Source organism: Prevotella sp. Sow4_E9_plate (assembly GCF_052116205.1).
GTDB lineage: Bacteria > Bacteroidota > Bacteroidia > Bacteroidales > Bacteroidaceae > Prevotella.
Map to the genome: position 1 here is coordinate 1 of NZ_JBQKLN010000064.1, position 15,594 is coordinate 15,594.

Here is a 15,594-nt window from a genome sequence, read left to right on the forward strand (position 1 = left end):
GGCTCTCAAGATCTTTACTACTTATTGCCATACTTATAACATTTAATGTTTAACATGGCGCAAAGGTAGCACTTATTGTTCAAACCGCCAAAATAGGGGTTGGATGCTTACGCTATATCAAAAGAAATTAATCGTTGCATATTTTTATATAAAACAAACTTTACTCTAATGCTTTTTTCATATACACTTCAGAATCATCGCTTATATCATTCCAGCTCAAATCTACAGATGTACCCTTGACATTTACTTTCTTTACATTGGTCATTAGCCCATACTGTAATAACTTTACACCTAGAGGTGAGAGTATATATGTATCACCATCTTCAGACAACTTAACTGGTCTTAGTACGCCAGTAGAATTTAGTAATTCAGTATCGCCATCCTCATCATAATAAGGAGTTTGATATGAAGGCAGCTTTACCAAGTCTACGTACGGAATACGTTCCAATACAGAAGCCAATCTGAAGAAATTTTCTATAGAAATCTTATCATCAATTCTAGACCTAGTAAGATTGGCAAGTATTACTTCCTTGTTGATATTATCAAGTCTATTAACCATTCCTGTTATCAAATAACCTGCAGAATCTCTTGCTTTTTGGGCAATCTCTTCGGCAAAAATCTTACGTTCCTGTATTGGTAAATCCGCCACACCTAAGATGTACGCAGTATACTTACGAAAGAATTCACTTTCCTTGAAATTTTGCATGATTTGAATTTCCTGCGCTAAAGCACCACCAAAGATAGGAACCAAATTAACCAAAGCCTTCACTTGTTCCACCCATCCTTTTATTGATGTTAGAGGCTTTAGTTTAGTAGATTCTACTTTAGTGAAAGTTACATCTACAAAATTATTAATATTATCCGTATTCATAGTTGTACTAATTATTATATAAAAGAAAAGGTTTTTCATTAGTGCCTCTTAAAATATTTATTCCCGATACTTGTAAACACATAGTACTTCACCACATGCTAAAAGCATATAGCCTCAATCAAAGTTGTGATACAAGTTGCTACGTAGAGCATATCATTATTGTGAATGAATCTTTCTAAATGAAGCATACCTGACACTCTAAACAAGCCCTTGATATCAACAACGAATCTTAATATGGTAAGTACAAGACATGATGCCAAGATATCATTCAATACTTCTCTGAACTAAGGCCTAAAAGTAATTTATCGTTCATTTTCTTTTTTACCAATTATTGAAAGTTTATTTATTGTAGTTTCCATTACATCAAGCACCTCTGTGAGTAGTTTTGGCAGAAGTAAATTTAATCTTTTTGATTGACTATAAAAGTTTTTTCTGTTTTTTGATGTAATAAATAAACCATTCTCCATATCAGGAAACAAAATTGCAGCCTCAGAATGCCCATTTGGTCCATCATAACAGTCATAAACCATTTGCAAAAAATCAAAAGAACCATCATGCACGAGTCTATCTCTAATACTTGATACAGTATTAACACACGATGGTTTTTCAAATATAGTACCAGCTATATCAGAATTGGTTTTTCCTATACTTCCTTTCAGAACATTCCGTGAAACCATTTTGGGATATTTGGAGAAGTCCAATTTTTCATGATCACGCAATTCTACGTAAATCTTAGACAGTATATCAAATGAAGAAGCAAGGTAAAGGAATATGCTGTTAACACAGGCAAAACATATCGTATTCTGAGGACTAACAGTAACAGTTACACGTTTAAAGTCTTCCATTTTGCAGGGAGACTCACTAGGAAAATGGTTATAAAACACCCTCAACATAGATGCAATCATCTTAAAGCGGTCACATAGAGCACAGACCAACATATCGCAATCATAATAATACAACCATCTATGCACTATTTCGTCATATTTATAATAATTCATCACGAATGTTTCAAACTCTTCCTTTGTCCATCCACATTCAGCAGAATTTCCAGCATCTCTAACCCAACAAGGAACCCCTCTATAATCTCTGTCAAACTGGTCACAATCTCGAAATATTATATCTTTAAAAACATTAGACAGACCATATCTTTTATTTATAAGAGAATCGAGTTTATCATATATAGGTCGAAGAGTTTTACTATTAGAATCAAAATCCATAGCTTAATCTTTCTGTTTACTTTTACCATTTTTTCTAATGACAATCTATCATCAAAATTAACTCTATCGATATAACAAAATCTTCTGTGCTTACTAAAACTAGATAAAACCAAAAGCAACGTTACTATGCGAAATACAATTTTTCAAAATTACCAGAAGCTTTGTCCCAAATAAGATTATTTGCGATATAGTACTGACATCGTTTCTTCATTTCACTTAACAACTTCTGATCTTCTGCTATTTGAAGAATTGATTTCTTCCAAGCATTAACCTCCAAGCCATCTATAACCTTACCAGTACTTTCATCTATTAACGTTTCTGCGCCAGCAGTAGAAGTTGAAATCACAGGTGTACCAAAATACATGGATTCCATAATGACCATACCAAAGATTTCATAGCTAGAAGCTAAAAGGAATAAATCAGATGCTGCATAAATAGCAGGAAGTTCCTCTTGTTTTCTTTTTCCGAGAATAACGACATTATGAATGGAATCCTTCTTCACTTTATCCTTTACTTGAGCAAACAACGGACCTTCACCAACCAAAACCAAAGAAAAATTACCAGGCATCTCCTTCATCAAATCCAACAAAAACAAAGGATTTCTTCTTTGTTCCATAACTCCGACATAGAGCAAAATCACCTGATTCTCTAGTCCATAGCGTTTTCTGAAATCACTTTGAGTAGAACATCCTACGAATTTGCTTTCATCTAATCCAACAGGCGTGATACTAACTTCCTTATTATAGTACTTCTGTACATAAGCAGCTGCAGCTTTGGTTTTGGCACCAATAGCATTAACGTTTTTAATGACAGCCTTGCCAAATGTTCTATTAAACAAACACTCTAGCTGCTTTAAGCCAGGTTTGAGAGTTGTGTTATAAGTACCCTGAATTAAAACACAACGAATGTTTCTTTTTCTAGCCCATTTCGAAACCATATATGTCATAGACATACCCAGATCATGGACTTGAAGAACATCTGGCTTTAATTCATCCAATAACTTTTTCCAACCATGAAAAACACATATCGACTGTTTGATAGAACTATAAGTGAGATAGTAAATATCAATATGCCTATCCTCAACATCATAAATGATATGCTTTTTTGTGGGACCTCCCAATATCAAGGACAACTTATACCCTTTCTTGACAAGAGCTTTGGCTAAACCTAATTCTTGACAATTATAGGTATTAAAATCTAAGAAAGAACCAGAAGTTCTAAATATTACTATATGTTTCATATTATGTTACACTAAAACTTACCTAAAGACCAAGCTATTATAGTTCTTTACCATTATAAATATTATAATAAGAATTTCTCAGACTATCAAGCGAATAGAATGAATAATAGCTGTTATTACCAGAATTATCTATATTTTGAGTTTTATCATAAACATCAAGCATTTTTTCCGCCAAATCATTAACATCTTTTGCTTTAAAATAAGTACATAGTGTATTGTTATATTGTTTAAAGAAAGGTATGTCCGACAGCAAGACCTTCTTCTTAAAATAAAAGGCTAATGATAAGACGCCAGACATAGTGGCAGAACGATAAGGATAAATCACAAAACGAGCATTCTTAAAAAGACAGCCAACTTCTTCGTCATCAATAAACCTATTCAAGCGAATAATATTTGGTCCCATTATATGGTCATACATTCCGCCCTTTCCAGCAATTACCAATTTTACCTTATCACTCAATTTTGATTCTTCATAAGCCTTTACTAACAAATCCACCCCTTTATACTTATTGATATTTCCAAAATAAAGTAAGTAAGGAGCATGTCCTTTTAATTCAGGAACTTGCTGTTGACCATTTTCTATATCCTTTGTAATCAATGTTGGGAAAGGAGCAAAATATATACTCTTTTGAGGATACATTTCCTTTAGCATATCCACCTGCCTTTTAGATGAAGTTGTGATGTTATTAATCATCACTCTCATTTGCTTATTGCCCCACAAATAATAATTTCTAAAACAACTTTTTACGAACGATTGTTTTACCGTTTCATGAGGAGTTAAATCATGGACTGTATAAAACATCTTACTCTTGTTCTTGACACTTATCATCAATGATAGAGCTAAAGAAAAATCACCAGTTAAAAAGTGAATAACATCAGGAGACTCTGTTTCTATCAAGTCCATCATCTTACGAAAAACACGAACAGGATAGAATTTATACAACAACTTCAATGTTTTAAATGTAGGATATTCCACAAAAGTAGCATTCACATTAGAACTGATGTGTCTTTTATAAGATTTATTTCCTGAATTAACACATAAACATGAGACTTCAAATCTAGAATCATCAGCCAACGCATTTATAATGGTTGAAGCATATGGAATCATTCCTGAAGCAAATTCAGTTGCAACAAATAATACTTTTTTCTTCATGAGTGATAAAAACGTCTTTTATATACTGCATTAATCCCTACGGAAGATATCGCGTGTATATACCTTATCCTTTACATCATCCAGGCAAGCATCGTAGCGGTTGGCAATGATGGCATGGCTCTGTGCCTTGAAGGCTTCGAGGTTATTCTCTACTCGGCTACCAAAGAAGGTGCTGCCCTCTTCCAAGGTTGGCTCATAGATGACTACCTCGGCACCCTTTGCCTTGATACGCTTCATGATGCCCTGGATGGCACTCTGGCGGAAGTTATCGCTGTTTGACTTCATGGTCAGGCGATAGACACCAATCACACAGTTGTGCTCCTTGCTGGCATCATAGCTGTTGGCATCGGCATAGCTGTAATAGCCTGCCTTCTGGAGTACGGCATCAGCGATATAGTCCTTACGGGTACGGTTGCTCTCTACGATAGCCTCTATCAGGTTCTCTGGAACATCTGCATAGTTTGCCAGGAGCTGCTTGGTATCCTTTGGCAAGCAATAGCCACCATAGCCGAAGCTTGGGTTGTTGTAATGGGTACCGATTCGTGGGTCAAGACCTACGCCATCGATGATTGCCTTGGTATCGAGTCCCTTTACCTCTGCGTATGTATCCAACTCATTGAAGTAGCTTACTCGGAGTGCCAGATAGGTATTGGCAAAGAGCTTGACAGCCTCAGCTTCCTTCATACCCATGAAGAGGGTATCGATGTTTTCCTTGATGGCACCTTCCTGGAGCAAAGCGGCGAAGGTCTTGGCTGCTTCCTTCAACATCCCGACATCGGTTACTGACTTGATTGCCTCGTTCTCTTCAGCGAACTCAGGGCGCTCAATAATCTTTGGATAGCCTACGATAATGCGACTTGGGTAAAGGTTATCATAGAGTGCCTTGCTCTCACGAAGGAACTCTGGAGAGAAGAGAAGATTGAACTTCTTCACGCCCTTCTTGGCATACTTCAAATAGAGGTTGCGGGTGTAACCTACCGGGATGGTACTCTTAATGACCATCACTGCATCTGGGTTTACCTCCAGAACCAGGTCGATGACTTCTTCTACATGGGTTGTATCGAAGTAGTTCTTCACTGGGTCGTAGTTGGTTGGTGCTGCAATCACTACGAAGTCTGCATCCTTATAGGCTGACTTGCCATCAAGGGTTGCCACGAGGTTCAATGGCTTTTCTGCCAAATACTTTTCGATGTAATCGTCCTGGATTGGAGAAATCTTATTGTTGAGTTTCTCCACCTTCTCTGGGATTACATCTACTGCTGTTACATGATGGTGCTGAGATAACAGGGTTGCTATACTCAGACCTACGTAGCCTGTTCCAGCTACTGCTACTTTTATATCTTTAAAATCATTCATCATGAATAAATATGTTTTTTATGTTCTTATGGTTCTTATTATTAAATATTTGATTAAATTACTTTCCAAACTCCTTAATCCTCTGTTCCTCCTTCAAAGAACAAACAAGCAGCTGTCCATTCTTCTCGGCTACGATATAGCCATCCAAGCCTTGAACTACCACCTTGTTTTCATCGGCAGCATGGACCACGCAGTTCTTGCATTCATACAATCGAATGTCTTTGCCTACCTTGGCATTGCCAGCCTCATCTTGTGGGAGCAAGGTACGAAGGCTGCCCCAGCTGCCTAAGTCGCTCCAGCCGAACTCGGCAGGCAGTGTAATGATATCTTTTGATTTCTCCATTATAGCATAGTCGATGCTGATCTTCTCGCAAGTTGGGAAGAGTTTGCCACTACCAACATGTTTTTGACAGGACAGATTGGCTTCAATCTATCTACTTTCAATTGAATGAGGGAACGTCCGACTCCCATCACATCTATGAATTGCTTTGGGTAATCGGGGGTTGACATTGGTCAGAAGCGGCTGCCAATGCCACCGGCCATAATTATTACCTGAATATCGTTGCTCATATTATTAAAAAATCTAGCAAATAAGGATAAAATCAAGAATCATTCAGTTGTCATACCGAGCAATCTTTACTTTTCTTCATCCACAGCTTTACGCAAGGCGTCTATAAAGCCACGACCATAAGTTAAATCAGGCTCCATCATGTTTCCTTCCCCCCATTCATTCCATGACTTCAAGAAAATTAACTGTTCTTGCTCAGGCTTATTTTTTACAGCTTCTAAAGCATGCTTGGCATTTTCATAGAAATACTCAGGCTTCACATTGACGAAGAAAGTTCCGTTCCATCCACTTCTTGGCGTATGATCCCACTGAGGAATAATGCAAGGAATAACGTCTCTAGACTTGTCCTCCTCTGTTACCAAAAATGGAAGATACTTCTTATAATCTGTCATAAATGGAGGACGATGAGTTATAAAACCTCTCACATTTTGCAAAACACGTTGAATACCACGGCCAGCGCGTCCCATTTTTTGAAGCGCATTGCTAGTAATTCCACCTAGACGCTGATAACTAACTGCATTATAACCCATAGCAAGCAACGATTCTTTCGTTATGCTAGGATGTACAATATTTGCCACCAAATACAAATCTGGGAATCCAGCTTCTTTCGTCCATTTACGGAAATTATCCAAATACTCTTGTGGAACATCCTTAGGAGCAAAGATGTAAAGAAGAGGAGCTCCATTCACCTTGATATATCTTTTATCCTTAAACGCCTTTAACAAGAAAGCAAAATGCATCATCTCATCTTCCATGCCTGGATAAGTTTGTTCCATCAGCAACTTATTGGTAGAAGTACCATCACTATTCCAGTTCTTTGCATACCAGCTGTGGTTAGCCCAACCTAAGCAGAATGGAAAATCAGGTTTACCCGACTCCAATACTTCATCAAAAATATCTGCAATCAATCTCTTGCCATTACCGAACCAATAATGCCAATAGCAGAAGCCTTCCACACCTGCCTCCCTTGCCAGCTGCGCCTGCTGTTCACGAACGATAGGCAAACGAAGGTCGTAATAACCCAATTCTGTAGGAACTCGAGGCTGATTATGTCCCTTAAACAAAGGCTTAGCCTTGCCTACATTTGTCCATTCAGTAAAGCCCTTTCCCCACCATTCATCATTTTCTTTGAAAGGATGAAACTGGGGAAGATAAAATGCTAAAATTCTTGGTTTCATATTGATATCAATATATTTTGTTATTTTTCTTTATTGTTTACTATTTACTATGTCTTTATAGCACATCAACAACTGTATAAGGATGCTATCAGGATTATGTCTCTCTAATGCATGCTGACGAGAATGCTCTGAATAAGATTTCATTCTATCCTTATCTTTTGCCAATTCCACAATAGCATTGGCTATCTGCCATGGATCATTAGCAGGAAGCAAATCGCCTTCAATACCATTACGAACCAATGTTGCGATACCTCCTACCATCGTTGATATGATAGGCATACCAATCATCTGCGCTTCACAAATAGAATTTGGACTATTCTCTATATATGCAGTATGAACATACATGGTAGATTGACACATTTCATCAATTAATCTCTCTGGAGTACAGAATCCCAAAAACAGGATGTTGTTCTCTGCATACTTCAACTTCTCTTTAGACTCTACTATTTGTTTTAGTTCCTCACCCAAGCTGCCGGCTACATGCCATTCGAAATCAACTCCAGCCTCTTTCAATACATGAGCTGTCTTAAGCATCACATCAACTCCTTTCCAAAAAGAGGAACACCCTGTAGTTAGCAATCTTATTTTTGCATTAGCAGACGGAACATTCCATAATTTCTTGGAATGAAGAAATTCAGGCCGCAAAGCCTCTTCTACATGATGATATGTTGCGCCTTTAGTTAGCATATTAACCAAAGCCTTATCCCAACATGTTCTACCCATAAAATGGTGAACAGTTTTCCAAATTCGACGTTCCATCTCAAGACGCGATTTATCCTTATTAAATACCATAAAACGATGCCAATCTTTACGAAAGTTCAGGCCAGCAGCCTTTACCATAGTATAACCATTATATTTAGGAGGATAAAGCGCATTATCATAAGGAATAATACTACCCTGGATATGAACAACTAACGGAATCTCTGTGTATTGAGTTAACAAACCAAAAGGCCACTCATTTCCAAATACATGAATTATATCTGGATTGTATTGCTCAATTACCTTTCTTCCTTGTTCTATTACCTTTCGCTCGTTAATACTCCAAGTATGTTGCCCCATTTTACGTTCCCAAAATGAATATTGGGTAATCATCGGAATATAAGTGACACCATCAATAACCTTCACATCAGCAGGCACTTGACTTTCAAAGGCTATGTAAAGTTCTATGTCTTTACAAGTCGCAACTATATTCTCCAAGGCATCCTGCCATCCTAAAGTCACTTGACCTGTATTACGATACCGTGAAGGAGTAGATATTTCAAACCAAAGTACTTTCATTTATTTATTTGAAATTTCGTTCTTGTTAACTGATTTATCTTCCAATAAGATAAATGTATAAAATAATATGAGATATTTCATATAGCCATACTCACCAGTAATAACAGAATAAGCTAAATAATATGCGGTAAGCGTGATGGCTAAAATAACAATCTCTTTTTTCTTAGAAATCTTTGCGGTATTTTTGAATAATTTTATCAAGAAAATGCCCCAAATAATAATTCCTATAAAACCGCTATTACAAAGTATAACATATACAAGACTCTCAAAAGCAAGAATAACTGGATGGTCACCAAAATTAGTTTTATACCAACCTACCCATGCATATCCTTTTCCAAACAACGGATTATTACGTATTTCAGCTAAGCAACCTTCCAACTGCATTAATCTCAATTCCCAAGATGAGCCAGAAACATCAGATTTCTTATCTGAAAAAATAGATTCAACATAGCTATTTAATTCAGGAACTGTAGATATGACTGCATAAACCAAGCAACCTACAATAGCTACTTGAACCATTAGCTTTACTTTATGATTAAGCAACAGAAACACTAAAACTGTTGCAAAGAATGCGCCAATAGGACTACGAATACCACAAAGGAAAATTGCAGCAATAATACCCAACAGCATAATCACCCATATATACTTTTTAAAATAATCTCTTATGGTATAAATATAGATAAAGGCCATACCTAAGAACAAGCCATACGTCATAGGATGCCCAAAGACAGATGATATTCGTCCAAACATTCGACCGCCACCAACTTCGGCATACGACTCATTCCAAACTTCACCATTGGCAGCCATAAGCACCATTTGATAAGGATTTTGACCATTTGTTGTTGTCAAAAACAAACCATAACCAAAGGCTATACAAATACTAATGACTACCGTTTTCTTTAATTGTTCCCCAAGTTTTGGATCTTTCGCAGAATAATTCCAAATGACAAATGGTAAAATCAAATATGTCATCAACTGCAAACGAAAGTCATTAAAAGCATAATCAAAAGGAACACCTTCCTGGAAAGGCATCTCCATCAACTGGGCTATAAACAAAAATAAGAATGGCGTATATGGCTTGAAACTCAATGGAACTTTATTTCCTTTTTTGTAAGACAAGAAAAAAGCAACCAATAACAGAACATTCACCATATTCCATTGTAAATTAATACCCACGTTTATATTCATATAGGGCACAAGTATCATATATGCCACATAAAGGCAGATACCCGTACGCAATTTTACGAAGAACATAAGGATAATCAAAGCTACCCAAAGTCCTTGAATTAATGATATAATTTGCATATAAGTTTATTCTAATTCATATTTCCCCAAATACCTCTTCATATCAAGGTCTTCGGAGATTTTTAATAATAACAAAATAAACAACACGAAAAGCTGCAAATAGTTATGCAAATGCTTCTCTTCAGAATAAGAAGGAGTTGTGCCGTGCGCATAGTTGTTGCGGATGGCAGGACCATTCGTAAACTTCTCGTTGTTCAAGTAATAACTGAAATAATCTCTTTCTGCGGGGGACAGAAGATGGGCATCAAACTCTATCCACCCTTTGGAAACCATATCATCAAGAAGCTCACGTTCTTTCTTTGGATATCCCCAATAAGAACATGCTCTATACTCATATAGATGTTTTAAGACTTCTATCTCTTGCATTTTCTGGCATCGCAACACTCCGTCTTCCCCCTTTGTGAGATAGCCTTTATCCAACAAACTGTCTATATAAGGCTTCTGATAGTTCTCATAGTCATCATATCTCACATCAATACCACTTACCAAAAGCTCATAATAATTCTTGAAATACGCATCCTTGCAGGGCTCTACGAAAAAGAGCATGCTCTGACTTCCAAACAGAAGATAAAAAAGATACCAAACTTCATTGTTATCTTTATTCAAGACACAATATCGACGGGTTATCAAACTTTTAGTCTGGGTAAGCTTTTGAGGAGGAGTCAATTCAACAATATCCTTATCAATTGATCCATATTCCACATAGCAGTCATACTGATGAGATACAGCATCCATCTCAATGGCAAGGCTCCTTATCTTTAAAATCTGTTCATCACTTTCTTTTGGTAAAGTCAGCGGCAGACCAGCATAACCATATTCTTCTTTCAGAAAACTCTCATAGAAATCTTTGACAACGCCTTCTAAATCTCTGTCATTTGCTTTCAAAGCCTGTTCCAAGACAAGCAATTGTAAATGTGACAAGTTTTCCCTCATACGAAACACCATATCTACATCGTATGTGTTTCGAGCATGAAAACCGACCACTTTCTCTATGGTATTCTTCTCCGCATCTTTGGATATGAGGGAGATAAAACCATATTCTTCTGTAAACTCAAATACTTGTCCACAATAATAGACAATAGTAGCATCCTTGCATTCGTCTATTACATTTTTGTTATACACGAACATGGTACGACCTTTTTCATCTACTCTGCTTTCCTTTACCGGTGCATTCTTCTCTTCAGTGAGAGCCACGCCATAACTTGTCAGATGTATGCTTCCCAATTCGAGAATAGCCTTATTCAATATCTGTTCTTTCTTTCTTGCGTCCTTGATTGTTAGAGGGTGAAGAGGAAACTCTGAACTACGCTTTGCCACAAGTACCAAATGCACATAATTGAAATTAGCTTTATCGGAATTTACATAATTGCGAATAATCGTATCTTTATCTGTGCCAGTCAAAGACTTCGGAAAATACAAGTCTCTATGTTGACTGAATCTGTCTTCCTTAACGTATTGCTCAAGCAGCCATTCTGCAGTATGATCATTTTCCTTAAGCAATGCAGTCAATAAGATTTGATTTTGCTCCACTATCCAACGATGCCCCAACAAATCTTTCAAGAGCCAGCTCTTTTCTTTCAAGATTTCACGTAATCCGTTCTCTGTTATAAGCCCCTTGATTTTGAACTGATTGATAATTTGCCAAACAGACGATTCATAGCCTCTTTCTATCTCACCAAAAATAACTGGAAGGTCGTTTGATTGCAAGTGAGAGAAATATGCAGCCACTTTCCCTTTGTATTGCTTGATTGCAGCAATCTTGTTCTCGTCCCAATCCTGCGGATACTTCCCATGCTCTATGAACTGCACGATATGATACATCTCCAAATAGTCGTTGATGCCATCGGGTTGATTGCCTTCCTCGTAGCTTCTCACAACATCAGCCATTCGTTCAATGTGCATCGGGATAGACATATCATAATCACTATAATAATGTATACGCTCTACTGTTGTCATAACCTTTGATTAAAAAATATTTTTCTTTTTATTTCACGTATATGTAAATAAAGCGACCAACATTTTCTCCTTAGGAATGGAGAAAAATATGCTATTACATACTTCGAATAGAAAATATACTTTCTAAAATCTATAATACTAGACCTTATTTTATTAAATTGAACCTTATATAGAGAATCCTCTATGGAGATATTCAATAAATAACCAGTCAATTCTATGGCATATTTCTTATAAAAATATCTCAGATCGACCTCATCCCCAAAACGCTCAGCATTTTTCACTAAAGCTTTCATTATTTTTAATTGCCAATCTATATGATCACCAACTTTATACTTTCTTAAGGCTAAGCCAGATGCTTGTCTTTCGTACATATAACTACAAACAGGAAGTACTTTTACTGAATTTGCATTATATATATATCCTAAATTAAACAAGTAATCCTCACCGCATAAAACCTGCTCATCAAATCTCAGATTAGCCATTTCAATTATGTCTTTTCTAAAAAATTTATTAACAGGTCCTCTTAAAAGAAGCCCAGGACTATCAATAAAATCAAGTATAAATCTAACTATATCTTTATTTTTATAATCATGCGACTCATAAGAATAACTATGAGGTTCTCCCCCACAATCTGAAAAAGTAAAGCCCTGCATAATTAAGTCATAATTAGCATATTTAAAAAATTGAGAATACCAATCTTCGCCTATACTGTCATCTGAATCTATAAAAGAAACCCATTCACCATTTACTTTTTCTAAACCAAGATTTCTGGCAGAACTAGGACCACCATTACTTTTATGAAAGCATCTAATGTTTTCATGTTGATTGGCAAATTGATTGCATTTTAGAAGAGAATCATCAGTACTTCCATCATCAACTAATATTAATTCAAAATCTTTGAAGGGCTGATTTAAAATAGATTCAACACATCTATTTATTTTATCACCTGCATTATAAACAGGAATAATCACACTTAATAACGGTTTATTCATAAATCATTATTTTTTATTAAAGATACGTTTCTTTAAAATACACATTATATATGCTCGTTCTGAGGCTGTACATCCAAGAGACAATATCATTATAGATGTAGAAATAACACAAGCCGCACTTATAACAAAGAAAGATGTTAAACCTTCATTAATATATTTCCCTATAAAATATGGTATGACTGGTGCCAATAACACTATTGAGCCAATTGGCAATACTACAGTCTTTATATATAACATTAGCTTCATCTCTATCTGTGGTAGCACTATTTTTAATCGTACTATTTGTGTAAATAGTTCGACTACAATATGTACCAAAAAGACATATTCTGGTCTTATGTGAAAAAATTTAAGTAATATATAAGCTATTGGGACAATCAATAATAATAAAGTTCCCTCAATTATTTGAAATCTTTTTATGTTTCCTGTAGCATGTATTGCTGTACAAATTGGATTTGACAAAGTATATAGAATACCTGTTATTAATATTAGTCTCAAAAAATTAACCGTATGTTCCGGAACGACACCAAGCCATAATGTTAAAACTGTTTTTGCTTCAAACATCAAAGGCAAAGTAATCATAAAAAGAATAAAGAAAGAAAACTTAGAACTTTTTACCAATAATTGGTGCATATAAGCCAAATTACCTTGTGCATAGCTCTTAGTGAGTTGCGGATTTACCGCCATTTGAAAGTTCGTACAAAAATTTTGGCATACGGTCTGAACCTGAACAGCAATACCGCGAGCAGCATTAACAGCTGGACCAAAAAACATATTCAATAAGATATTAATGCCTTGTGTAAATCCTATTACTGCTAAATTTCCATTCATCGTCCATCCCGCATAAACAAAAATCTCCTTAAACAGTTTAGAATTATAAGAAGGTTTCACACGAGTCTCCTCAAAATGACGATAACAATAAACTCCATACACTATACGGTCAAACAATTGAATACAAAAGAATAGTAATACATATACTATTAATTTGTCATATGGAATAACCACCAATGCATAAACTATCAATAATTTAAGAATAACATCTATTATAGAAATATATGCAAATGCAGACATTTTTTCATGTGCAATAATAGCAGCATTGTATGGAGCACTCAATACACTGAGCATGGATGACAATATAGAAAATTGATAGACCCACATAGCTGCGGTTTCCCTTTCCACAGGAATTTGTAACTTATTACTCATAAACCATAGACCTATAGTTTCACCTACAAGTAATATAATACCTGCTAAAATATAATGAATACTCTTGATATTACCAAAAGTATTTTTCATAACCCTCATATCACCCTTTCCTAAATCAAAAGTGATATACCTGGAGGATGCAGAACTAAGAGATCCTGTCATGAATCCCAGCATGGTTATAACTCCTCCCACAACATTATTTATACCAAAATCGACAATTCCTAATGTATTCAATATGACTCGGCTCGTATATAACGACACCACCATCATAAAGAGCATACGGAAGTAAAGAAGAAGCGTATTCTTCGCTATACGTTTATTATTATCTGACGCTTGAGTTGACATAATTTTCTTATCATATTAATATAGTTTCAATTCTTTTACACTATATGATATACCTGCATTGTGTTTGTTTAAACATCTCATGATAATCCCCGGCATAAGAGATAGTATCTCTTTCATCAACGGCAATAAACATCTGTATTTATCGATGTTATTATACGTAATATGGAACTCACTTTCTTTGTTATGGACTATAGCACACCGCACATCATAGATAAAAGTGGCTATTTTGGGATTTATAGAAGCCTTAGGAGTTGTTGCATCGGTAACCTGTAAATAAGGATTTTTACCATCATGTAACCAATACTTTCGGATAAAGGCTGTGACATTAGAATCTATCTTAGTAAATTTGTCTTTAAAAGATTCAATGTCATGCAAAAAAAGCTCCCTAAGTGCCGTCCTTTCATTGAAAGAAGAATTCAGACTCTTAACATGCATCAAAAAGGAGTTTTTTATATCTGATCCCTTCACGATGTCTACCATCTTTCTTCTATAACCCATATATTCCAATACTTGATACATTTTCAAAAATGCTACTAATACATCATTTGCATGATGCCATTCATTAATTACATCATAAACGTCATAATATTGAGAATAAATGACAGTACTAATAAAGCCTGTATTGATAGTAGAAACAGAACTGTTCCAATCCCATATCAAATCGCTATCTATTTCTATTTTTTCTGTTTCTAGATATTTGAGATAAGCATAAGAATATAAATCTATACCCGAGCCATTAAATTGTACGGCATCAAACAGTAAGACATACTGGTCTGGAGCATTAGATCTTATCAAATTTAACAAACCTGTCCGATGTGATTCTATCGCGAATTCAACAAGCAAGTGCAAAATTACGAAATGTTTTTATAAAAGCACTCCTTTGGTGTTGAGAAATTCAATTTCTTTCTTGGTCTCTCATTAATTTTTGCCGTAAA

12 protein-coding genes and 1 pseudogene are annotated in these 15,594 nt (G+C 35.7%); all 13 read right to left on the bottom strand.

Annotated elements, in window-relative coordinates; genetic code table 11:
* Positions 1–160 precede the first annotated feature (160 nt).
* On the bottom strand, positions 161–871 hold the full coding sequence (locus ACTQ53_RS16125) for a hypothetical protein (RefSeq protein WP_441934205.1): 711 nt from the start codon (positions 869–871) through the stop codon (positions 161–163).
* A gap of 302 nt (positions 872–1,173) precedes the next feature.
* Entirely contained in the window at positions 1,174–2,088 is a 915-nt protein-coding gene (locus ACTQ53_RS16130; RefSeq protein WP_441934207.1) for a hypothetical protein, read from the bottom strand.
* 124 nt (positions 2,089–2,212) lie between these two features.
* Positions 2,213–3,328: a glycosyltransferase family 4 protein gene (locus ACTQ53_RS16135; protein ID WP_441934209.1), complete on the bottom strand. Its 1,116-nt coding sequence runs from the start codon at positions 3,326–3,328 to the stop codon at positions 2,213–2,215.
* A gap of 37 nt (positions 3,329–3,365) precedes the next feature.
* On the bottom strand, positions 3,366–4,481 hold the full coding sequence (locus tag ACTQ53_RS16140) for a glycosyltransferase (protein ID WP_441934211.1): 1,116 nt from the start codon (positions 4,479–4,481) through the stop codon (positions 3,366–3,368).
* A 30-nt stretch (positions 4,482–4,511) separates the two neighbouring features.
* Entirely contained in the window at positions 4,512–5,837 is a 1,326-nt protein-coding gene (locus ACTQ53_RS16145) for a UDP binding domain-containing protein (RefSeq protein ID WP_441934227.1), read from the bottom strand.
* Between the two features lie 58 nt (positions 5,838–5,895).
* Positions 5,896–6,225: pseudogene (locus ACTQ53_RS16150) on the bottom strand (mannose-1-phosphate guanylyltransferase); the annotation flags it as partial.
* Between the two features lie 248 nt (positions 6,226–6,473).
* Entirely contained in the window at positions 6,474–7,583 is a 1,110-nt protein-coding gene (locus ACTQ53_RS16155) for a glycosyltransferase WbsX family protein (protein WP_441934213.1), read from the bottom strand.
* Between the two features lie 30 nt (positions 7,584–7,613).
* Entirely contained in the window at positions 7,614–8,861 is a 1,248-nt protein-coding gene (locus tag ACTQ53_RS16160) for a glycosyltransferase family 4 protein (protein WP_441934215.1), read from the bottom strand.
* Complete coding sequence (locus ACTQ53_RS16165) at positions 8,862–10,166, bottom strand: hypothetical protein (RefSeq protein ID WP_441934217.1); 1,305 nt, start codon at positions 10,164–10,166, stop codon at positions 8,862–8,864.
* 6 nt (positions 10,167–10,172) lie between these two features.
* Positions 10,173–12,122 carry a hypothetical protein gene (locus ACTQ53_RS16170; protein WP_441934219.1) on the bottom strand — a complete coding sequence of 650 codons (1,950 nt, stop codon included), beginning with the start codon at positions 12,120–12,122 and terminating at the stop codon, positions 10,173–10,175.
* Positions 12,119–13,114 carry a glycosyltransferase family 2 protein gene (locus tag ACTQ53_RS16175; RefSeq protein WP_441934221.1) on the bottom strand — a complete coding sequence of 332 codons (996 nt, stop codon included), beginning with the start codon at positions 13,112–13,114 and terminating at the stop codon, positions 12,119–12,121. The genes ACTQ53_RS16170 and ACTQ53_RS16175 overlap by 4 nt, the downstream gene beginning before the upstream one ends.
* A gap of 6 nt (positions 13,115–13,120) precedes the next feature.
* Positions 13,121–14,548 carry a lipopolysaccharide biosynthesis protein gene (locus tag ACTQ53_RS16180; RefSeq protein ID WP_441934223.1) on the bottom strand — a complete coding sequence of 476 codons (1,428 nt, stop codon included), beginning with the start codon at positions 14,546–14,548 and terminating at the stop codon, positions 13,121–13,123.
* A gap of 126 nt (positions 14,549–14,674) precedes the next feature.
* Positions 14,675–15,454, bottom strand: coding sequence for a hypothetical protein (locus ACTQ53_RS16185; protein ID WP_441934225.1), 780 nt, complete (start codon positions 15,452–15,454; stop codon positions 14,675–14,677).
* Between the last annotated feature and the right edge of the window lie 140 nt (positions 15,455–15,594).

Bases quoted from the DNA above. Each gene is read 5' to 3' on its own strand.
- ACTQ53_RS16125 (WP_441934205.1), bottom strand. From the start codon at position 871: ATGAATACGGATAATATTAATAATTTTGTAGATGTAACTTTCACTAAA.
- ACTQ53_RS16130 (WP_441934207.1), bottom strand. From the start codon at position 2,088: ATGGATTTTGATTCTAATAGTAAAACTCTTCGACCTATATATGATAAA.
- ACTQ53_RS16135 (WP_441934209.1), bottom strand. From the start codon at position 3,328: ATGAAACATATAGTAATATTTAGAACTTCTGGTTCTTTCTTAGATTTT.
- ACTQ53_RS16140 (WP_441934211.1), bottom strand. From the start codon at position 4,481: ATGAAGAAAAAAGTATTATTTGTTGCAACTGAATTTGCTTCAGGAATG.
- ACTQ53_RS16145 (WP_441934227.1), bottom strand. From the start codon at position 5,837: ATGAATGATTTTAAAGATATAAAAGTAGCAGTAGCTGGAACAGGCTAC.
- ACTQ53_RS16155 (WP_441934213.1), bottom strand. From the start codon at position 7,583: ATGAAACCAAGAATTTTAGCATTTTATCTTCCCCAGTTTCATCCTTTC.
- ACTQ53_RS16160 (WP_441934215.1), bottom strand. From the start codon at position 8,861: ATGAAAGTACTTTGGTTTGAAATATCTACTCCTTCACGGTATCGTAAT.
- ACTQ53_RS16165 (WP_441934217.1), bottom strand. From the start codon at position 10,166: ATGCAAATTATATCATTAATTCAAGGACTTTGGGTAGCTTTGATTATC.
- ACTQ53_RS16170 (WP_441934219.1), bottom strand. From the start codon at position 12,122: ATGACAACAGTAGAGCGTATACATTATTATAGTGATTATGATATGTCT.
- ACTQ53_RS16175 (WP_441934221.1), bottom strand. From the start codon at position 13,114: ATGAATAAACCGTTATTAAGTGTGATTATTCCTGTTTATAATGCAGGT.